General features: G+C 47.7%; 14 protein-coding genes. 7 read left to right on the top strand and 7 right to left on the bottom strand.

All coding sequences use genetic code 11. The annotated features are described in order from the left end of the window. Positions 1-216: 216 nt before the first annotated feature. Both rpmA and rplU read right to left on the bottom strand, forming a co-directional pair. Positions 217-474 (bottom strand): 50S ribosomal protein L27, encoded by a 258-nt coding sequence (rpmA, locus tag Q1A08_RS07295; protein WP_299771355.1) that lies wholly within the window; start codon positions 472-474, stop codon positions 217-219. A gap of 96 nt (positions 475-570) precedes the next feature. Further along, complete coding sequence (gene rplU, locus Q1A08_RS07290; RefSeq protein ID WP_299771354.1) at positions 571-882, bottom strand: 50S ribosomal protein L21; 312 nt, start codon at positions 880-882, stop codon at positions 571-573. 312 nt (positions 883-1,194) lie between these two features. Between rplU and Q1A08_RS07285 the strand changes: the two genes are divergently transcribed. The 3 genes from Q1A08_RS07285 to Q1A08_RS07275 all read left to right on the top strand — a co-directional run bounded on the left by Q1A08_RS07285 (position 1,195) and on the right by Q1A08_RS07275 (position 10,314). Then, entirely contained in the window at positions 1,195-2,157 is a 963-nt protein-coding gene (locus Q1A08_RS07285) for a polyprenyl synthetase family protein (protein WP_299771352.1), read from the top strand. A 345-nt stretch (positions 2,158-2,502) separates the two neighbouring features. Then, positions 2,503-6,021: a hypothetical protein gene (locus Q1A08_RS07280; RefSeq protein ID WP_299771350.1), complete on the top strand. Its 3,519-nt coding sequence runs from the start codon at positions 2,503-2,505 to the stop codon at positions 6,019-6,021. A 393-nt stretch (positions 6,022-6,414) separates the two neighbouring features. Next, positions 6,415-10,314 carry an Ig-like domain-containing protein gene (locus Q1A08_RS07275; protein ID WP_299771348.1) on the top strand — a complete coding sequence of 1,300 codons (3,900 nt, stop codon included), beginning with the start codon at positions 6,415-6,417 and terminating at the stop codon, positions 10,312-10,314. Between the two features lie 72 nt (positions 10,315-10,386). On the opposite strand, the gene Q1A08_RS07270 is transcribed toward Q1A08_RS07275, so the two are convergent. After that, positions 10,387-11,742: a phosphomannomutase gene (locus Q1A08_RS07270; RefSeq protein ID WP_299771346.1), complete on the bottom strand. Its 1,356-nt coding sequence runs from the start codon at positions 11,740-11,742 to the stop codon at positions 10,387-10,389. Between the two features lie 217 nt (positions 11,743-11,959). On the opposite strand from Q1A08_RS07270, the gene fabA reads away from it, so the two are divergent. Together fabA and fabB are read left to right on the top strand one after the other, a co-directional pair. Next, on the top strand, positions 11,960-12,484 hold the full coding sequence (gene fabA, locus Q1A08_RS07265) for a 3-hydroxyacyl-[acyl-carrier-protein] dehydratase FabA (RefSeq protein WP_299771882.1): 525 nt from the start codon (positions 11,960-11,962) through the stop codon (positions 12,482-12,484). A gap of 106 nt (positions 12,485-12,590) precedes the next feature. Next, a complete protein-coding gene (gene fabB, locus Q1A08_RS07260; RefSeq protein ID WP_299771344.1) occupies positions 12,591-13,808 on the top strand; it encodes a beta-ketoacyl-ACP synthase I in 1,218 nt (405 codons plus the stop codon). Between the two features lie 138 nt (positions 13,809-13,946). Here fabB and Q1A08_RS07255 read toward each other — a convergent pair whose 3' ends face one another. From Q1A08_RS07255 to Q1A08_RS07240, 4 genes are all read right to left on the bottom strand, one after another. After that, positions 13,947-15,509, bottom strand: a complete 1,563-nt coding sequence (locus Q1A08_RS07255) for a long-chain-fatty-acid--CoA ligase (protein WP_299771343.1) — start codon at positions 15,507-15,509, stop codon at positions 13,947-13,949. Positions 15,510-15,638: 129 nt separating this feature from the next. Further along, positions 15,639-16,502, bottom strand: coding sequence for a sugar nucleotide-binding protein (locus Q1A08_RS07250; protein WP_299771341.1), 864 nt, complete (start codon positions 16,500-16,502; stop codon positions 15,639-15,641). A 174-nt stretch (positions 16,503-16,676) separates the two neighbouring features. Further along, positions 16,677-17,252: a single-stranded DNA-binding protein gene (ssb, locus tag Q1A08_RS07245; RefSeq protein ID WP_299771339.1), complete on the bottom strand. Its 576-nt coding sequence runs from the start codon at positions 17,250-17,252 to the stop codon at positions 16,677-16,679. 70 nt (positions 17,253-17,322) lie between these two features. Continuing rightward, complete coding sequence (locus Q1A08_RS07240; protein ID WP_299771337.1) at positions 17,323-18,687, bottom strand: MFS transporter; 1,365 nt, start codon at positions 18,685-18,687, stop codon at positions 17,323-17,325. Positions 18,688-19,251: 564 nt separating this feature from the next. Here Q1A08_RS07240 and Q1A08_RS07235 point away from each other — a divergent pair. Both Q1A08_RS07235 and uvrA read left to right on the top strand, forming a co-directional pair. Then, a complete protein-coding gene (locus tag Q1A08_RS07235) occupies positions 19,252-19,908 on the top strand; it encodes a LuxR C-terminal-related transcriptional regulator (RefSeq protein ID WP_299771335.1) in 657 nt (218 codons plus the stop codon). Between the two features lie 158 nt (positions 19,909-20,066). Further along, complete coding sequence (gene uvrA / locus Q1A08_RS07230; protein ID WP_299771333.1) at positions 20,067-22,898, top strand: excinuclease ABC subunit UvrA; 2,832 nt, start codon at positions 20,067-20,069, stop codon at positions 22,896-22,898. Positions 22,899-22,929: the final 31 nt, after the last annotated feature.

Raw genomic sequence — 22,929 nt, 5'->3', positions numbered from 1 at the left:
CCACAATTGAGAACGCCTAAGCGTTCACAATTGTGCGAGCCACGTTAGGGCAAGCAGCTTCACAAGCTGCGCCAGCCCTAGCGCGGCGACGCCATGCTCAATTCAGGAGAATTGAACATGGCAGCAGGTAAAAAGAAGCCCCATCCAGAAACTGAACGGGGCTCTCTTTAAGCTTTTACGCAAAGCTGAAGTGTCGCCTAGCGACAGGTCTCGCAATTAAGCAGCAACGATGCTGATGTACTTGCGGTTTTTAGGACCTTTAACTTCAAACTTAACTTCGCCAGTTGCTTTGGCGAACAAGGTGTGGTCTTTACCCATACCTACGTTCTCACCAGCGTGGAACTTAGTGCCACGCTGACGAACCAAAATGTTACCAGCTAAAACTTGTTGGCCACCGAAACGCTTAACACCAAGGCGTTTACTTTCCGAATCGCGACCGTTACGAGTACTACCACCAGCTTTTTTGTGAGCCATGATAATCTTCCTCTGTTGGGCCTCACTTTAGATTTATATGCCCAGTGCTCACGGGGCCTAAAGCAAAGCGAATTGATCGAATACTATTAAAAGCGATTAGCCTTTAATACCGGTAATTTTAACCTCGGTGTACCACTGACGGTGACCTTGGCGTTTCATGTGATGCTTACGACGACGGAACTTGATGATAGTTACCTTTTCGCCGCGGCCGTGGCTAACTACTTCAGCAGTTACCTTGGCGCCAGCAACAGTCGGCTCACCAATTTTGATGTCGTCACCATTGGCAACCATCAATACTTCGTCGAAGTCGATAGTTTCGCCAGTGGCTACTTCAATTTTTTCCAGCTTCAGGGTTTCGCCTTCCACTACACGGTGCTGCTTACCACCGCTCTTAATTACAGCGTACATTGTATGCTCCAGTTTTTGCTTTCAGGCTTTTGACCCGATCGCTTTTGGACGACACGAAGCAGCTAAATCATTAATATTTAACAACTTTTGCTTTTAAAAGCACCGGTTAACTCCCATGCTTCACAGGGCTTGCGTCGTATAAAGGGCGGGCATTCTACTTCATCAGAGCCCTTACAACAAGCCTTTGAGCAGACAAATTGCTCAAAATACCCACAGCTGAAATAGAGCGAAAACCCCCGCAACTATTGAGCTTGCCCAAGCTGACTGCTAGGATCGCGCCTTTGATGTATCAACCCTGTTAAGGCCCACACTATGCTGCCCTTCCACCAAGCGGTCGAAGACGACTTTGCCGCCGTCAACCAGCTAATCATTGATCAACTGCATTCCGATGTCGGGCTGGTAGAGAATATTGGGCATTATATTGTCGACGCCGGTGGTAAGCGACTTCGCCCACTACTGGTTTTGCTGTGCGCAAACGCCTTAGGCTATCAACACAAACAGCACATCGATCTGGCAGCCATTATCGAGTTTATTCACACGGCAACACTGCTGCACGACGATGTTGTTGATGTTAGTGAGCTGCGCAGAGGCCGCCCGACCGCCAATGCTCAATGGGGCAACGCCCCTAGCGTTTTGGTTGGCGATTTCCTTTATTCCCGCGCCTTCCAAATGCTGGTGGCAATCGGCAGCATGGATATCATGGCGATCATGTCTGATACCACCAACACCATCTCGGAAGGCGAGGTGCAACAGCTGGTGAATGCCAAAGACCCAGAAGTTGATGAAGCTAATTACTATACGGTGATTCATAAGAAGACCGGCGCCTTGTTTGAAGCCGCTTGTGAAACTGCCGCGGTACTATGCCAGGCACCCGAGACCACAAGAGAGAGCTTAAAAGCTTACGGTTACCACCTAGGGCTCGCATTCCAGCTTATAGATGATGCCCTCGACTATGAAGGTGACGCCGAAGCACTGGGTAAAAATGTCGGTGATGACCTAGCCGAAGGCAAGCCAACCCTACCGTTGATTCGCGCAATGGCTAAGGGGGATGCAAAGGATCGCGATCTAATCGCCAATGCAATCCGCGAAGGCGCCGTAGAACAACTCAATAACATTGTTGAAATTGTTCGTAAAACCGGCGCCCTAGAGGATACTAAGCAAGCGGCCATTGACCATGCCGAGCAAGCCAAAGCAACTTTAGCCGACCTTCCGCCATCAAAATTTAAAACCGCCATGGAACAACTAGCGGATTTCGCGGTAGGACGCGATCACTAAAAACAGCTCCCACAGGCACCCTTTAGGGTGCCTAGCTTCCCCTCCTTTCTCAAACTAACCCAGCTCCCACTTTAAACTTAGCAAGCCTTTCAGCGCTCTCTTAATGACATCTAAATTCTCATAAGTAATATCTAAAATAACCACAAGATATTGATATTGTTAATTTTTTTGATTTACACCTACATTTTCTACCAATTTAAAAATATTCATTGTGCCTTCAGTATTTTGGCCTACACTTCCGGCGCCTAAATCTTTATTGGTACTTTTTACTTAATTAGAGAGGATCCTGATTAGCTATTAAGTTCAGTTTTTCAACGGTATGTATTTAAGTAGTAAGGAGGTTGCATGCCACAGTTTGAAAAGAGTGTCCGTCGCGCCCAGAAGAAGCGCTGGTCACCTGCACTAATTGCTTTACCCGCATCACTGATATCCGCACAGCTTTTTGCTGCGGACGTGTTAATTCCGCAAATCATCGACACCCCAGACCCCGCTAGCCGCGGAGGCAACATCACCTACTCTATCACCGCGCAGAATGCCGCCGGTGATGCAGCCGATGATGTCGTGTTAAATTTCCCGCTGCCGGCCACCACCGAGTTTGTAAACGCCAACAACCCTAGCTGCCTACATAATGGAGCCACACCCGGCGAAGTTAACTGCGCGCTTGGCACATTGGCGGCAAACAGCCAGCAAGATGTCGATATCGTAATTCGTACCAACGCTAGCACTGGCAGCACCATTGCCATCAGCGCCAATATTGCTACCAGCAGTAGCGACAGCAACAACAGTAACAATAGCGTAAATCAGAACACCACTATTAATGACGGTGCCGACCTGGCCTTAAGTTTGAACGCCAGCCCTAGCAGCGTTATCGCCGGTGGAGACATCCAGTACTCAGCCACCATCGCAAACTTAGGCCCGAATACATCAAATGGCATTCGCGCCATATTCGATCTATCTGTGGACGTCACTTTTGTTGCGGGCTCAGTATCCGGCAGCGGCTGGAATTGCAGTTTGAGTGGTCAACAGCTGAGTTGTAATTACAGCGGCAGCTTAAGTAATGGCGCCAGTAGCAATCTAGGCTTCAGAACCCAAGTCACAGGCTCCCAACTAGGCAACCTAATCAGCCTTGGTCGCGTTGAATCCGACACAGGCGATCCAGAGCTAAGCAACAATAACAGTAGCGCTGACACCACAGTGACAGCAGGCACCGATGTTGCTGTTACCATTTTGCGCCCGCAAGCGAGCGCTGTGGGCGGTGAGGCTCTCAATTTCACTTTGCGTCCGCGCAATTTAGGCCCACTAGATGCAAACAATGTTGAAGTAACGTACGAAGTAGACAGTGGCTTTAGTATTGCCAGCACCCCAACGGGTTCAGGCTGGAGTTGTGCTATCAACAGCCCAACAACAGCGAGCTGTACACGCAGCGCTTATGTTGTCGGAGCAAGTGACGATATTACCGTGCCCGTAATTGCCGCATCTCCAAGCACTCTGAGCAGCTACGAGCATCGCACGAGCATCAGTACAACAAGTGCCGAAGCGACAGAACGACTTGCCAATAACAGCCATCAAACCAATATCAGTGTTACACCCGACGGTTTAGACTTGTCGTTAACAAAAACGAAAAGCGCAGCAAGTAATGGCGGCAGCAGCAATCCCGTTGCTATTGGCGAGCTAATGTACAGCTTTATTACTGTGCGTAATGAGGGACCTCGCACAGCTAACAGCGGAACCGTTACCGTTAACGATCAGCTGGCTGCGAATGAAAGCTATGTTGGTTTTACCGGCAGTAACTGGTCCTGCGTATCGGGAAGCCCCGTAATCTGTACTTACAACAGTAATCTGAGCGCGAACTCTAACAGCTCCACGCTAACCATTAGAACCCGAGCCAATGCCGCAGGAACCCTAAGCAATAATGCGACTGTTAATTACTCTGGTATTCCTGGTGACTTCAATAGCAGCAATAACAGTTCTTCAGCGAGTGTAACGGCCAGCAATTTATCGGTTAATCTAAATGTTGTTAAGTCCACATCGACTGGCAGTCCAACTGGTGGCGATAACACACTAGATCAAAATGAAGAAAGTGTTTATTACCGTATCGAAATTCGCAATAGCTCAACGACGCCCGCGACCGGTATTGTGATGACAGACTATGTGCCGGCCTTTTATTCAATCGGTGGCTATACCAGTGGCGTTAGCATTCACAGTGCCCCCGCCAACTATAACTGTACTACCGGCAGTTTAGTTCGCTGTACTCAAAACTCTGGCAGTCTTAGCCAGGGTGCGGTAGATACCATAGTGATTAAAATGGATCGCCCAATTCGCGATGGCAACTTCACTAATACAGCCGATGCTTTCTCAGCGGACTTTGGCGATAGCGATCGCAGCGATAACAGTGGCAGTAGTAGCTTAAATATAGCAGCGGCCGTCGACATTGAGCTCAGCAACAAAGTTGTTAGCCCAAGCTCTACACCCGCTGGTGCAAATGCGGTTTACACAATATCTGTACGCAACCGAGGCGCATCAACCGCTAATAATGTTGAGCTTACCGATACTTTTGTTCTTCCCGCTGGCGACCCAGGTTTTACATTTATTGCAAGCACAGGAGCCAGCTGTACCGGCTTGACGGCAGGCAATAGCTACACCGCGGCCGACAACCCGACACTACTTTGTGATTTAGGCAACATGGGAGCCGGTGCTACACGCGCCATTACACTGACCATTCGCCCAAACTATTTAGCGGGACAAAGTGGCAGTCGCGTTTTTCAAAACAGCACCAGCGTGAGTACCGATACCTTTGAAGAGGCTAGCAATCAGAGTAACAACAGTTTTGGCCCAGTTGACCTCACCATCACTAAAGATCAAGTTGATTTATTAATTGATGTAGTTGATAACAAGGATGGTTTTTTCTGGGACGCTAGCAATAACGGCGACAATGCCAACAATGATGTTGTGTACGATGTGAACTATAAAAACCGCGGGCCCTCTTACGCCACCGGTGTTTACTATGAATATGACATCACTCCAAAAGACGGAAAAAGCGTACAGTTCATGTGTGATGAAACCAACGCTGGAGACAGCTGCGGCAGCAACGCTGATACTTGTACCGTGCAATCTGGTAGCAATCCAATTGTAGGACCAGCAACATTAACCTTACGCTGCTTGGCCAACACCGTTGCCGGAAAAACTGACGAGATGGATGTTGATGCTACCGTTGGCGGGCACCGTTACTTAACTTTCCGCTACTTGAGCAAACCCGATAGCGGTGGCGATACCCATCGACATGAAGCCCGCATCAATGCCAATGAAGCGGAAACCGCTGTGAGCAACAACTCGGAAGATGAGCCGACCAGTTTACGCGCCCATACTGATCTTGTTGTTGTGGAAAAGCGAGCCGATATCAGCGAAGCCGATCTTGAACAACCGTTCCGTTGGACTATCAGCCTGCGCAATGATGGTCCGCTAGACAGCGACGACACGGTTGTTAGCGATACACTGCCAGCCGATATGGAACTTGATGGTAGCGCACGCTGGTCTATCAATGGCGGTTCCAGTGGCGATTGCACGATTAGCGGCCAAGATCTGCGCTGTGAGCTAGGCACCCTAGCGAACACACAAACCGCTACCGTTACTGTACCGGTTAAGGTCATGGCATTTAGTAGCGCTCAAATGCAAAACTGTGCTGCTGCAACAACAGCGGGAACCGATCCCGACGCAAGCAACAACAGCAACATTTGCGGCACCATCGATATCAATAACCGCATCTGGAACCCACCGAAAAATGTACCAACACTTGGGCCTTGGGGCATTGCCCTAATGATGAGCGGTTTATTACTTATCGCTAGGCGCCGAGCGTTTTCTGCATGATTTTCAAGCAAGAAAATTAAACAACAGCACAAGCCCAGCTCATAGACTGGGCTTTTTTATTTCAATCGAAAGCCGTTCGATTGAAAATTACTCCCCTAAAACATAATAACCAAAGGTACACAAATTAAGAAAGTAAAGGATAACAAGTTGACAAATCAGCTAGACGAATCAAGCAAAAAAACTAACACTTTCTAACAGTCAAAATTTTTCCCATCAAACTAAAACAGTAACTAGACTAACTATTAGTCGTTACTACCTTCACTTAAGCATGGTTTTGACCAGCAAACATGGCATGCCATCACAAAATTCGTAAGATCGACTTGCAATAGGCATTTAGACTGCCATCAGCATTGCAATTATTCCCCAAAACCACTCAATTTAGTGAGAGAAAACATGGCCAGAATCAAATCAATTACGGACAACAAGGGTGGAGATAGAGGGTATCTAAGACAAAATGAAGTGACGGATGATAATTCATTGCTGCTACATGGCAAAGCCAAAGCCGGTGAAAGAATACGTATCTTTAAAGATGGCGAGTTAATTGGCACAGCTAAAGCCAACAAGAAAGGAAACTGGAAGTTTCTAGCGAAAGACTTAGAAGATGGCGCCACTTCATTTACTGTCAGCAGCGTAAACAAAAAAGGAGTGGTGTCCAAACCTAGCGGCGCCTTTAAGGTGGTTGTCGATACCAGTGTTGACGAAGCCAGTAACGTAAGCTTCATCAATGAAGGCTCAAAAGTCCAACAAGGCAGAGCCATTAGTAACGGCAAAGTTGAAGTGACCGGGCAAGCAGAGGCCGATGCTACGGTTAAAGTTTTCAACAATGGAAAGTTGGTAGCTACAGTTAAATCTGATGAAAACGGTGACTGGTCTACCATGCTCAAGCTGGACAATGGCGAGCATAATATTGCTACCCAGGTAACCGACAAAGTCGGCAACAGCACTCAAATTGCCAGTAGTGCAACCTTGCAGGTTGATCCAAACGCCCAACACAACACCCCCAACAGCAATACAAGTCAAGACCCCCCTGTCGTGCTTCCTCCAGACACAACAATTCGAGACGGCGGTTACAGTAATACCAACACCCCCTTAATCAGCGGGGTAACCAACCCGAACGCGATCGTCACCATGACAGTAGGAAACATAACCTACGGCCCAGTTACGGCCAATGACGATGGCACTTGGGAAATTCAAGTTACTACCCCATTACCAGAAGGGCTGTCTATCTTTAAAGCTAAAGCCGTCGACGGCGACCTTGATGCCTTTATCGGGTACAAAATGGTTATAGATACCGAAGCTCCTGACACTCCCACTATTGAGTTTGCCATTGATAATGTCGGCACAATTCAAGGCAAGCTATATGATCAAGACCATACCGACGATGACGCCTTAGCGCTTAGTGGCAAAGGTGAAATCGGTACAATAATACGAGTATTTAACGGCAATACGGATCTCGGACTTACCATCGTAAAAGATGACGGCAACGGCAATGGCGTTTGGGAGTTAACTCTCAGCAAATCACTTACCGAAGGAACACATGAATTTTTCGCTTACGCCCTAGATCGCGCAGGCAACCTCAGCGACAAGAGCGAAGAGTTTGAAATTACCGTTGATCGCTCAATTGAGGCGCCAACCATATCTTATCTAGTCGATGACCAAGGTAATGATCAAAGCAATGTAAATCACGGCGACACTACCGACGATCAAGAACCTAAAATAGTGGGAAGATCAGAACCCAACGCCCTTGTATCAGTAACCTTGGACGGTCATCTTTTAGCACCTGTCACTGCTGACGACAATGGTGATTGGGAACTGCAACTCACTCAAACACTCGACGACGGTATGCACACTATTGTCGCTGTTCAAGTAGATAAAGCAGGCAACCGCAGTGGAGAGTCCGATGATTTTGAATTTGATGTCACCAGCAATATAGCACCTGTTGCCGAAGATGACAGTTACACTGTAAGTAAAGAGCAGACCTTAAATGTTCTCAAAAATGACTCAGATCCCGATGGCGACCCCATCCATATCAGCAAGATTGTCTCACAAGGCAACTACGGAAGCGCTCGTATCAATAATGCGGGTAAGTTAGTTTTCACTCCTGATGGCAGTAATAGCACAGCGGTTGAAGACTCTATTGTTTACGAGATAAGTGATGGTCGCGGAGGCTTTGATACCGCCACAGTCAAAATCACCGTATTACCTCCGCTCGACAATCCAACCATCGATCTAGATATCGCCAGCGATAGTGGTGTTTCAATGTTTGATCGCCACACCAATGTAGTGCGCCCCACTTTTAATGGTTATGCAACAGCGAAAAGTACTATTGATCTATACGCTGGAAAGTTACATCTAGGCACCACAACAGTAAAAGCCGATGGCAGCTGGTCCCTAGAGATCAATCAAGATCTGAGTCATGACATTTATGACATTCACGCAAAGAGTTCGTTTTATGGGCAAACAAAAAGCTCAGATGAGATCACTGTAAATATCGACACTATTGTTGAAGCCGATGCAGCCCACCACCTTGGTGATACAGGCAACCTTCCCAAATATCTTTTAATGTGGCCAGACCTAACAGGCTTTGAAATAAGCACTAAGGAAGAGGTGGCTTTTACCATTAAAGACATCGCTTTTTCACCTACTCGCGAAAGAGACAAATGGTTAGACCCTGGTGAAACCCTTAACAATTCAGGCGTTATAAGAGAAGACACTGTGGTCAAAGATCACACCATCCCACTGACGCATGGCAGGGCCCACGGCCACGGCGACTATACTTTTGGCGTCACCCTCGTAGACCGCGCAGGCAACGTTAAAGAGGTCGAACTAGACCCTGTAACTATTGATCCAATTGCCGCATTAAAAGATGGCGGTTACGTCATTAGCTACTTACAGATGTCCGATCAAGACGGTCAAGGCTATGACGTGTTTGTTCAGCGCTATGACGCAAACGGACAGGCCGTGGGAAGCAGCATCCAAGTCAATACCTACAACGCCGGCCATCAACTAAACCCTGACGCTACAGGTTTAAGCGATGGTGGCTATGTAATCAGCTGGCAATCTAAAGACCAAGACGGCGACTTAAATGGTATTTATGTGCAGCGCTTTGATAAAAACAATCAAAAACTTGGCGATGAAATTCAAATCAATACCAACAGCCAAGGCGAGCAAATTGAAGCCAGTATTTCCGCACTTGAAGATGGCGGTTTTGTTATCAGTTGGACAAGTGATGACAAGAGCGCTGGCGAAAAAGATGTGTATATGCGAGTGTTTGACGAGCAGGGCAAGGCACTAAGTAGTGATATTTTGGTAAATGAAGAAACTGCAGGCAGCCAAGCCAATTCTTCAATCAGCTCCTTAAGTGATGGACGCTTTATCATCAGCTGGGACAGTCAAAATGCAGACGGCCAAAAGCGAACCATGGCCAAGATTTATGATTCAACCGGAAAAGCTGATAGCTCCGCCTTTGATCTGCAACTTGGCAGTCAGTCAAGCAATAGCGACCCCCATATCAGCCAGTTGCCACAAGGCGGCTTTGCAGTTAGTTGGCTAGCAGACGATAACCAAATCTATGTCATGATGTATAACGCCAATGGAGAACCCACTCTCGAACAAGCTATTTTAGTAAGCCGAATTGACAACGGTTCACTTGATAAAGCTGAGGTTGCGGGTTTAGAGAACGGCGATATTGTGGTGAGCTGGTCCGCACCAAGTGAAGACAGTAGAGATATCTTAGCGTCACGATACACCGCGTCTGGGGAAACCGTGTTCGAAAATAAATTGATCAATGAGGACCAAAGCGAGCAACAAATCGAGCCTCATATTACCGCCCTTGAAGGTGGTGGATACTTAATTAGTTGGACCAATATGAGCTTTTCAGACTCCGAGCTTAGCATTCACGGCAAGCAGTTTGATGCCAACGACAATAGTCTTGGCGGAAGTTTTGAAGTAGGTGTTGTAAGTAACTTTAGCGAATTAACTGATCTGCTTGAAAGCCGGGCACAGGAGCTAAACTTAGCGCCCGAAGGTGACAGCACAGAAACTAACAGTTTAAGCAGTGACGAAACCAAGCAAGACTCACTTACAGCGACCAGTAGTGCTGAAGAGGCCCTTCTTTTGAGCGATCTGTTTGAAGATCACCAAGGAGCTCAAGCAGACACGGTTCAATCAGCTATTGAAAGCACTCTTCAACCTAGCAAGGCTCCTGACATAGAATTAAGCATTGAGTTTGACTTACACGCCCCTGGAGAGCCTACCCTAAAAGCCCTAGATCAATCATACCTAGAGTTTTAGTAATTAATTATCGAAAATAAAAAAGCGCCTAAAGGCGCTTTTTTATTTAGGATCTATTAAAAACTTTTTAATCTACTGAAATTCTTTTATTAAGCCTAAAAGCTCATCTCGTTTCGCTTCCATCAATACAGTATCCGCTTTGGTTTCAACATTAAGACGCACGACAGGTTCTGTGTTTGAACGGCGTAAATTAAATCGCCATTGGCCCATATCAAAAGACAAACCATCAGTTTCATCCAACTGGATAGCATCAGCTGAATAACGCCCTGCGATAGCATTCAATAACCCATCCGTGTCTTTTACCTTGCTGTTAATTTCACCACTACAAGGAAACGCCCGCATGCGTTCCACTACCATGGATTCCAAAGACTGTTGCTTACGGCTCATTAATTCGCTGACCAATAGCCAAGGAATCATGCCACTGTCGCAATAAGCAAAATCTTTAAAATAATGATGGGCGCTCATCTCGCCACCATAAACCGCATCTTCTTTGCGCATCCGCTCTTTGATAAAGGCGTGCCCCGTTTTACTTTGAACGGCTTGGCCACCAGCGGCTTCGCAAATCGCCTGAGTGTTCCAAATCAAACGCGGATCGTGGACAACTTTGGCACCGGCATTTTTTGCCAAAAACGCATCGGCCAATAAACCCACAACGTAGTAGCCTTCGATAAACTGCCCCTTCGCATCAAAGAAAAAACAGCGGTCGAAATCACCATCCCAGGCTATACCTAAATCGGCATTATGGGCAATAACGGCTTCAGCCGTAGGGGCACGATTTTCCACTAAGAGAGGGTTGGGAATACCGTTTGGAAAGTTGCCATCTGGATTATGATGCACCTTGATAAATTCGAATGGCAAGTGAGACTCTAAAGCATCAATCACTTCACCAGCGCCACCATTACCGGCATTAACCACAATCTTCAACGGCTTTAGCGCACTGGCATCAACATAAGACAGCAAATGCTCAATATAAGCTGGGCGTGAATCTAGTTTTCTCACAGCACCTTTTTGCGTAGCTATAGTGAAGTTATCCGCTTCAGCAAGTGCTTGAATCTGCTTCAAACCAGTATCGCCACTGATAGGTTTTGCGCCTTCACGCACAAACTTCATACCGTTGTAGTCCATGGGGTTGTGGCTCGCGGTTACACAAATGCCACCATCGACAGGCTGATCAAAAGCCGCAAAGTACACCTCTTCAGTACCACACTGCCCGATATGAATAACCTCTGCCCCCATATCAGTAATGCCGTCAATAAGTGCATCACTAAGGGATGTGCTGGTTAAACGCACGTCGTGGCCAACCACCACCGATTTTGCCCCTAAAAACTCCACAAACGCACATCCTATGCGGTAGGCGATAGCCTCATTCAACTGATCTGGAACACGACCACGAATATCATAGGCCTTAAAACACGTTAATGTGCTCACCCTAAAACTCCTTTATTTTGTCTGTAATAGTAAGTGTCTTGTACCGAAGCGGCCAATATACCACAGCCATACGTCTTAAGTGTGACATAGCCTGTCCCCCTGAGCCCTAGACATAGCTTGGCTAGAAGGTAGAATGTGCGCTCCCAATCAGGCAGCGACAGGCAGTCTATTGGGCTTGCAGCAGACAAGCTGCACAAAGATTAATCAACCAGAGTAAATTATGGAATTCCAGCCTAAAAACGCTTACAACCGCGATGAACTGCTTGAGTGCGGCCATGGAAACCTATTTGGCCCAGGCAACGCTCAGCTACCAGTACCAAACATGCTAATGTTGGACCGCATTACTGAAATCAACCTAGATGGTGGCGAATACGGTAAAGGCAAAATTGTCGCAGAACTCGATATTACTCCTGATCTCTGGTTTTTCGATTGTCACTTCCCGGGCGATCCAGTAATGCCTGGCTGCCTAGGCTTAGACGCCATGTGGCAATTGGTTGGCTTTTTCCTAGCTTGGAAAGGCAATAGCGGTAAAGGCCGTGCCTTGGGCTCTGGTGAGGTGAAGTTCACTGGCCAAATTCTACCTACCGCCAAAAAGGTTACCTATGAAATTGACCTTAAGCGCGTTATCGAGCGTAAGCTGGTCATGGGGCTTGCGGATGGTAAAGTTTCTGTAGATGGCAAAGAGATTTACTTTGCCAAAGACCTAAAAGTCGGCCTATTCCAAAATACCGACTCTTTCTAAGCAGACTAAAGTCGAAAATACACGGGGGTGCCAATTAAGGCACCCCCGTTTTATTTGTGCAATAATAAGCGGCCAAAATGGCTAATGGCCCGATGAGGAAAATACAATGAAACGTGTGGTTGTCACCGGTATGGGTATTGTGTCCTGCCTAGGAAACAATATTTCAGCGGTAACCGAATCCCTACGCGCTGGTCGCTCTGGCATCAGTCGCCAGCCTGAATACGAAGAAATGGGCTTTCGCAGCCACATTGCCGGCCAGGTAGATATTGACCTTAAAGAGCACATCGATCGCAAAACATTGCGCTTTATGGGCAACGCTGCCGGTTACTCCTATATTTCCATGCAGCAAGCCATTGACGATGCAGGCTTGAGTGAAGAGCAAGTCTCTAACATTCGAACCGGTTTGATCATGGGCTCTGGCGGAGCCTCATCTGAAAATCTAGTGCAAGCTGCTGACACCTTGCGTGAGCGAGGCCTCAAACGTGTTGGACCTTATCGCGTCACTCAAACCATGGGCAGCACAACATCCGCTTGCTTGGCCACACCTTTCAAGATTAAAGGCGTGAACTACTCAATTTCTTCCGCATGCTCCACCAGCGCACACTGTATTGGTGTAGCCATGGAGCAAATTCAGCTTGGCAAGCAAGACGTAGTTTTTGCCGGCGGCGGCGAAGAAGAGCACTGGACCTTAACGGCTCTATTTGACGCCATGGGCGCGCTATCAACCAAGTACAACGACACTCCAGAAAAAGCATCTCGTACCTACGATGCCAACCGTGACGGTTTTGTAATCGCTGGCGGCGGCGGCTGTTTGGTACTGGAAGAGCTTGAGCACGCTAAGGCTCGCGGCGCGAAAATTTACGCCGAAGTCGTTGGCTATGGCGCAACTTCTGACGGCCACGATATGGTTGCTCCTTCCGGTGAAGGTGCGGTGCGATGCATGCAGTTAGCCATGTCCACTGTGGATGGCGATATTGATTACATCAACACCCACGGCACCAGTACGCCAGTTGGCGATGTTGCCGAACTTAAAGCTATCCGTGAAGTATTTGGCGATAACATTCCGCCGCTAGCTTCAACCAAATCCCTATCAGGTCACTCCTTAGGAGCAGCTGGTGTTCAAGAGGCCATCTACTCATTAATTATGATGAACAATAACTTCATCGCCGCCTCGGCCAATGTCGAAGAGCTTGATGAAGCCGCCGACGGCATGCCAGTAGTAACCGAAGCGAAAGAAGGTGTAGAAATTAAACGCGCACTCTCAAACAGCTTTGGCTTTGGCGGCACCAATGCCTGCTTGGTGATGGAAAAATACGAAGGCTAATTGCTAACGTAGACGGGGTTAGCCCCAACCAAAAAGCAACCATTCGTAGTACGGGGTCAGATCCCCAAACCAAAAAAACGCAGCCATTGGCTGCGTTTTTTAGTTTAGGGGTCTGACCCCATTATCATGACTCGATGATTAATTCACCGCCTTAGCCTTATCACCCCAAAACGGTTTTCTCAATTCTGTTTTTAAGATCTTACCCGCACCACTCAATGGCAAAGGCTCAGCCTGTAGTGTGACACTGCGTGGACATTTAAAGCCGGCAATCAGCTCTTTACAGTGCGCAATGATTTCTTGCTCGGAAGTTTCTGCGCCCGCTTTGATTTGTATAACCGCATGCACCTGCTCGCCCCATTGCTCACTTGGAATTCCGATCACAGCGCAGGACTCGACAGCCTGGTGGCGGTACAGGGCATTTTCCACCTCAACCGAATATACATTCTCGCCACCACTAATGATCATATCTTTCACACGATCAACGATAAAAATATATCCTTCGTCATCCATGTAAGCGCCATCACCGGTGTGCAGCCAACCGTTTTTTAAGGTCTCTGCTGTGGTCTCTTCCATGCCAAGATAGCCCAACATGACATTGTCACCTTTTGCGCAAACCTGACCGATTTCTCCGCGCGGCAACTCTTTGTCATTATCATCAAGAATCGCCAAGGTAACACCTGGCGCTGCCTTACCGGCAGACTTTAACAAACGTGAGCGCTCACCTTCTGGCACATGATCTTCCGGCATTAAAATGGTTAGCACTGGGGCTGCTTCGGTCTGCCCATAGGCCTGCATAAATTCCATCGCTGGGTATTTTGCCATCGCCGCTTTTAACACGGCCTCAGGCATTGGCGAAGCACCGTAAAAGATAGACTTTAAGGAAGACAAATCATAATCATCCAACTCGGGATAACTCATTACCATGCCCACCATCGTTGGCACCAGCAAAATTCGAGTAACTTTTTCTTCTCCGATCAACTCCAAAACTCGTTTAGGATCAAAGCCTGGCGTAAAGACGTGGGTGCCACCTAATAAACAAAAACAAATGGCATTATAGGCATCGGCAGCATGGAACATTGGCGCCGCGTGAAGATAAATTTCATCGCCACTATAAGATTGCACCACCATACCCTGCATAGCGTTAAACAGCATATTGTGGTGACTAAGCATGACCCCTTTCGAACGACCGGTAGTACCACCGGTATAATACAAAGCAACAAGATCATTGGGCAGCACAGGAGTTGCATCGATCGCTTCGGCATCTGCCAGCAAGTCTTCATAATGCGGCAAGCCTTCTGCAGGCTCGCCGTTATCCATGAAGATAATGTGTTTCAGCTTCGGCAGAGTTGCCCGCAAGTGATCAAGCATTGGTAGGAAATTGCGATCCACCAACAGCACCTCACTCTCACTGTTTTGCATCCAATATTCAACTTCTGGCGCCGCTAAGCGAGTATTAATCGGAACATAGGCCGCACCAGCCCAAGGAATGGCAAACATCGCTTCCAAATAGCGATCACTATTGAGCGATAAAATGGCAACGCGTGAACCTTGCTTTACACCTAACTTTTGAAGAGCAGCCGCAAACTGACTAACGCGCTGGTGAAATTCTTTCCAGCTATGGCGACGATCACCGTCGATGGTGGCAATTTTTTCCGCGCGCTGCTGAACCACACGCTGCAAAGTGTTTGAAAAAGTGAGCATAGTGCACCTTGAATTATTGTTACTTATTCTTAGAGTGCCCCAAGCATAATAAGGGCTGGGCATTTAAGGCAAGTGCACAATTGGCCAAATCGCTAGACGTGATTTATCAAGCGACATTGGCGACTTACATTAGTTGACTTTGTGGCTATCGATATAAGCTTTTACTCTTGATTCAAGACGTAAACGCCAAGATCGCTGCTGAACACCAAAATCATCACGAGTACTTATGCAGCCCAATACGGCGCTAGGATACTGTACATCACTTGAATCATCGGTGAGCTGCCCAGTTTGATGCCCTAAAGAGCTTACGATGTCACTTAGATACTCAGCAAACTCCTTTTCATCGCAAGGATCTGAGCTGGCATAGTGATAGATTCCCCAGTTTTGAGCACCAGAGAATATTTGCTTGATCATAGCCACCAAAACACGGCAGGCATCATCTATAAATGTCGGAGAGGCTCGACGCTCTGCGCTAACGGCAACCTTGTCTTTATCCAGCATTAAATCCAACAAACGGGTAAAGACACTATCGCCATGGTGGCATATTAACCAACTTAAACGATAAACAATGTATTGCTCACACTGCAATTCAACTTTGCGCTCGGCATCCCAGAGAGCCTGCCCCAAAGCCGTCAAAGGAGACGGATGATCATCTTCACGATATACGGTTAAATTTTCACCACCAAAGACTTCATGGGTTGATAGCTGAATAATAGGAATGCTCAGGCTCTTAGCGGCCGAAGCCATATCTTCACTGGCGCTTACCAGCAGAGCCCTACGCTCAGGATCGTCCCCGACTGAGTAGGCCAGCGTATTGATAAGTAAATCAGCCCCCTCTTCGCGCAAGAACTCTAGCAGCTTTTGCTCTGAATCCTCGGCAGCAAGAACACCTTGCGGCAGGCATTTCAAAGAGAAAGGCTCAAGCTGAAGCGCTTCAATTAAGTGCTGAGCGAATATCGACTGATCGCAACTAAGGATGATTTTTTGGGCCACGGAAATAACTACCTACACAAACATACTCACAACGTTATGGATCATAACAAGCTCAGTGCAGGAACACTAATTAGCCGAACTCGTAATGGCAGGCGAAAACTAAATTCCATAAGAAAACATCAGAAATAAAAAAGGCCCGCATTGCGAGCCTTTTTAGCATTCGTTAAGTACGAGCTAGAATGGAATGTCATCATCAAAGCTATTATCAAAACCTTGAGGCTGAGGCGCTGGCTGTGGTGCTGGGGCGGCCTGCTGCTGTTGTGCAGGAGGTGGTGACATTGGCGCCTGCTGCTGAGGGGCCGCCGCTTGTGGAGCTTGCTGCTGATATCCACCCTGCTGTTGATAAGCTTGCTGCGGCTGCTGCTGAGGCATACCACCACCTTGTGGCGCATAACCTTGATCCATACCGCCTTGGCGGCCACCTAGCATTTGCATTTCGTTAGCAACGATCTCGGTGGTATAGCGATCTTGACCAGACTGATCCTGCCACTTGCGGGTTTGTAAGCGGCCTTCAACATAAACCTGAGAGCCCTTACGCAAATACTCGCCAGCAATCTCTGCCAAACGGTTGAAAAACACAATGCGATGCCATTCTGTGCGTTCTTGCTTCTGGCCGCTCTGCTTATCGGTCCAGGAGTCACTTGTCGCTACGCTGATGTTAGTTACCGCACTACCCGATGGCAGGTATTTGGTTTCAGGGTCTTGACCACAATTACCTACAATGATGACTTTGTTTATGCCTCGGGCCATTTTTCTCTCCTAAATTCTCGTCACGGGCCAATTAATCATTTTGCTTGCCCAAACTACTATTCTATCCCATTTAAGCTTGATTTGGAGCATCCAATTTAAGGGCAATTAATTGCTGCTCATCAAAGTCCTTATCATCGATGCGCACACTGGCAATACCTGCCTCACTTAAGGCCACCTCGATAACACCAGGCAATTGCACCAATAGACTATGCGCCTCGCTTACCCTCTGAGGGTGAACATCGACAAACAAGGTTTCAAACTCCGGCAACTGCGGTAAACGCCATATTACAGCCCCAATCAACAGCGCCAACAACAGCAGCAATGAGATGACGGCCGAACTACCCAAATACTGCAGCAAAACCCCGCCCATCAACCCGCCCAGGAAGGTGCCAATAAACTGGGCGCTGGAATAGACACCTGAAGCGGCGCCACGCTGCTCCATACTCAATAAACGTGTAAGCAGCGAGGGCAAGCTCGCTTCAAACACATTAAAACCGATAAAAAACAACAGTAAACCAGCCAATAGCCCTAAAGCCAGAACGCCGGAGCCTGCCAAAAGAAACAAAGCCCCAGCCAATAATAGGGCGCCAGCGGCCAGGCGCAGTACCTTCAAGTGCGCTTTGGATCTTTCTGCCCAAATGATCGCAGGCACCATCGCGGTGAAGGCCAGCAGCATTACGGGTAGGTACACTTTCCAATGATCTATAACGGCTAAATCTAACTGAGCCAGTAATAACCCTGGAACGACGACAAATAAAGCCATTAAGGCAAAATGAAGTACGAAGATCGCGGCACTGAGGCGCAGCAAGGCAGGATTCTTTAGTAATTGAAGCAAAGGTACCGCAGGGGAGCTTTTCATGCGAGGCGGCTGAGGAATGCCAAAATATAGAACCAACAAACCAATAAATGCTAATAAGGCGGTCACCAGGAACAACAGCTGCAGACCACCCATAGCCGCCAAAACAGGCCCCAATACCAACGAGACTGCAAACGCCACTCCAATAGCGGCGCCAATGGAAGCCATAGCCTTACTGCGATTGCGCTCGGCAGTAACGTCGCCCACCAAAGCCATAATCACAGCAGCTATTGCACCTGATCCCTGGAGTGCTCGCCCTGCAATCAAACCCCAAATGGAGTCACTGAAAGCCGCTAGAAGACTGCCAGCAGCAAAGAGCATAAGCCCAAAGGCAATCAGTGGTTTTCTACCCCACTTGTCAGAGCCCATCCCAAAGGGAATTTGAAACATGGCTTGAGTGAGCCCATAAACTCCCAAAGCCAAGCCCATTAACATGGGCGTCGCCCCGGAGTACTGCTCGCCAGCAACTGCCAGTAAAGGCAGAACCATAAACAAGCCCAACATCCGGAAGGTATATAAAAGCGTTAGAAATAGAACTGATCGGCGTTCAAACGCCGACATTTCTGTCGCAACGGCCATAAATGCGGATTCCAGAGCAAATTGCCAATTTTAACAGCAGCGGCTAATGAAATATATTGTTGACCTTACAGCTATTGGACTGAGCTTATACCAGACGAATACAGCCAGAAGAAATAGCCTTCGCCCCAGCCAAGTATGAAAGAAACTTTAGGTGCCACAGGCTAACTCATGCGAAATTACATGCCCTGATCAGAAAAACCAATCAACTAAACCAGGTTTCTGGCGAATTCCCAAAAGCAGAACCATACTTATTACTGAATTTTGGGAAAGCATGGGTTCTTTTTATTGCAGCTATCATTAGGGCCACTTATTCTTGACCCATCGGATCTCAGTAATGTGACTTAGATCAGAGTATTAAGCTCTAGGAAGTAGTAAACGAAGTATTAGATAACTTTCTGTTATATCTAATCACTTCCAATTCTAAAGACCTAACTGGCTCCGATATATAACAAGAATAGCCCTAATGCTCCGATTTAGGATTTGAGGGGCAGATCATAATCTATAAAAAGCGAACCGTAACCTCATGTAAACAGTTACTTTTGATCTATCGCACAGGAATGCATTATGCAGCCAAAGGCTAATACCCCCGTTGAAACCAGCCAGCCATCAGTGGCCTTGGTTTCCCATCAAAGCAGCTTGCAAACGTCTCTGCTGGCCCATTTAATCAGTCATGAACTCAATATTGAGTGCCCAATCGTGGAGCTTTCCACCTTTGCTCAGCTTAATACGACTTTTGCTCTGGTTGATTGCCAACATCACCGCCGAGAGGATCTCGCCAAGTGGCTGCATGATTGCCAGGATTGCGACGACGCGCCAATTATCGCGCTATTTAACGTAACCCCACATAGCGAGCATGAGGATCTACTCGCTTGGCCATGTGTTCATGGTCTATTCCACACCACCAGTAGCCAAGAGTTGCTGCTACAGGGCCTTAATCAGCTCTTAAGCGGTGAATACTGGCTGCCACGCCGCCTACTGCATCATTTCTTGCAGAGCCGCAGGCCACCAGTCTTCAACCCGATTGCAGAGAAGCTAACCAAGCGTGAGCGCCAGATTCTCACCTTGATTCGCGAAGGCGCCACTAACGCCAACATTGCCAATATGTTGTTCGTCAGTGAGCATACGGTTAAAAGCCACCTCTATAATGTGTACAAAAAAATCGGCGTTAAAAACCGCCTAGAAGCCTGCAACTGGGCACGAGTACACATCCCAGAGAATTAAATCGACTCCTCCTAGGTGTTTGCTAACGAGGGCGGCATGGAGCCCCCTCATCAGCAAACCACGCCATTCGCTATACAATTCAAAATACCTGTTTATTTATCCAGCTTTTTCGCATTATACTTACCGGCTGTTTTCTAAGCTAAGAACTGGTAAAGGCATTGGATACCATACACGTTAGGGGCGCACGCACCCACAATCTGAAGAACATCGATTTAGATATTCCTCGCGATAAGCTTATTGTCATTACCGGTTTATCCGGCTCAGGCAAATCTTCCCTGGCCTTTGACACCCTCTATGCAGAAGGGCAGCGCCGCTACGTGGAGTCACTCTCTACCTACGCTCGCCAGTTCCTGTCGATGATGGAAAAGCCCGATGTCGATCATGTCGAAGGCTTAAGCCCCGCCATCTCAATCGAACAGAAGTCGACATCTCACAATCCACGCTCGACTGTGGGTACCATTACTGAGATCTACGATTATCTAAGGCTCCTCTATGCCCGCGTGGGCGAGCCTCGCTGCCCTATTCACGATGAGCCTTTAGCCGCTCAAACCATTAGTGAAATGGTTGACCAAGTGCTGGATCACGAAGAAGGCACCAAATTGATGTTGCTTGCTCCAGTGGTGAGAGACCGTAAAGGTGAGCACCTACACACTTTTGAGCAGCTGCGCCGTGAAGGCTATGTCCGTGCGCGTATTGATGGGCTGGTCGTCGACCTTGACGACACCCCAAAGCTAGACAAGAAAAAGAAGCACACCATCGAAGTTGTCGTTGATCGCTTTAAAGTGCGTGATGATTTGCAGCTGCGCATCTCAGAGTCTATTGAAACCGCGCTGAATCTAAGCGAAGGTTTGTTGCTATTAAACTATATGGATGGCGACAAAGAAGACCGCATGTTTTCAGCAAAGCATGCCTGCCCCGTGTGCGATTACTCCCTAACCGAATTAGAACCTCGCCTGTTTTCTTTTAACAACCCTGCCGGCGCCTGCCCTAGCTGCGATGGTTTAGGGGTTAAACAGTATTTTGACGAAGAGAAGGTCGTACAGTTTGATGACGCTTCTTTATCGACCGGCGCTATTCGCGGCTGGGACAAACGCAACGTCTACTACTTCCACATGCTCAACTCATTGGCCGAGCATTATGGCTTTGATGTTGACACTCCCTGGAAAAAGCTCCGCAAAAAGGATCGCCAGGTTATTCTCAATGGTTCAGGTCGAACTGAAATTGACTTTAGCTATGTAAACGATCGCGGTGATCTGCATCAGCGCCGTCATGCTTTCGAGGGCGTACTACCCAATATGGAGCGCCGCTATCGAGATACCGAATCGAACTCGGTGCGTGAAGAGCTAGCAAAATATTTATCTACCCAGCATTGCCCGGAATGTGACGGTACCCGTTTACGCCGTGATGCTCGCCATGTATTTGTGGATAACAAAACCTTACCAGAACTCACAACTCTTCCCGTGGGTGAAGCTTTTGAATATTTTAGTCAATTAAAATTCAAAGGCGCTAAAGCTGAAATTGCTGAGAAAATTTTAAAAGAGCTACAGGATCGCTTCCGCTTTCTAGTGGATGTAGGCTTAAACTATTTAAGCCTTAACCGTAGCGCGGAAACCTTATCGGGCGGCGAAGCCCAACGAATTCGCCTAGCCAGCCAAATTGGCGCCGGCCTTGTTGGCGTTATGTATATTCTCGACGAGCCTTCCATTGGCTTGCACCAACGGGATAATGATCGCCTATTGGCCACTCTTACTCATCTTCGCGATATCGGCAACACGGTTATTGTTGTAGAACATGATGAGGACGCCATTCGCCAAGCCGACCATGTTATCGATATTGGGCCTGGCGCCGGCGTGCACGGTGGCGAAGTAATTGCCCAAGGCGACATGAAAAAAATCATGCGCAGCAAGGCCTCTTTAACCGGGCAGTATTTATCCGGTAAAAAGTCTATTGCCATACCAGCTGAGCGCAACCCAACTCAAGACGACAAGTGGCTTAAGCTATTTGGCGCCAATAGCAATAACTTGCAAGATGTAGACTTAGAAATTCCTTTTGGTTTGATGACGTGCGTAACCGGTGTTTCTGGTTCAGGAAAATCTACTCTTATTAACGCCACACTGTATCCATTAGCCGCAACAGAGCTTAATGGCGCAACCACATTAAAGGCAGCCGCTCATGATCGTGTTGAAGGCTTAGATCTTTTCGATAAATGTGTCGATATTGACCAAAGCCCTATTGGCCGTACACCGCGCTCTAACCCAGCGACTTACACGGGCATCTTCACACCCATTCGTGAATTATTTGCAGGCACCCAAGAGGCTCGCTCACGCGGTTACAAGCCTGGCAGATTTAGCTTTAATGTAAAAGGTGGTCGCTGTGAAGCTTGTCAGGGCGATGGCGTTGTAAAGGTAGAAATGCACTTCCTACCCGATGTTTACGTACCTTGCGATAGCTGCAAAGGTAAACGCTACAATCGCGAAACCTTAGAGGTTAAGTACAAAGGCAAGAATATCCACGAAGTATTGGAAATGACCGTTGAAGATGCACGTGAGTTTTTCGATGCGATCCCAGCGGTAGCAAAAAAGCTACAAACGTTAATGGATGTTGGCCTTACCTATATTTGCCTAGGCCAAGCCGCCACCACCCTGTCTGGCGGTGAAGCACAGCGCGTAAAATTATCGCGAGAGCTTTCAAAACGCGACACAGGTAGAACACTGTATATTCTGGATGAACCTACCACGGGCTTGCACTTTCACGATATTCAGCAGTTGCTAACCGTTTTGCACCGCCTGCGCGATCATGGCAACACCGTCGTTGTGATTGAGCATAACTTAGATGTGATTAAGACAGCAGATTGGATTGTCGACCTTGGACCTGAAGGTGGTAGTGGTGGAGGCCAAATCATTGCGACTGGCACACCTGAAGAAGTAAGCAAGGTGAAGGCTTCTCACACTGGCCGCTATTTAAAAACAATGCTGAAAGCAAAAAAGTAATTTCAAAAGAACTTCTGGATATCAGCTATAA

Origin of the sequence: uncultured Pseudoteredinibacter sp. (genome assembly GCF_947500695.1) — a bacterium.
GTDB lineage: Bacteria > Pseudomonadota > Gammaproteobacteria > Pseudomonadales > Cellvibrionaceae > Pseudoteredinibacter.
This window is presented reverse-complemented; position numbering and strand designations above follow the sequence as displayed.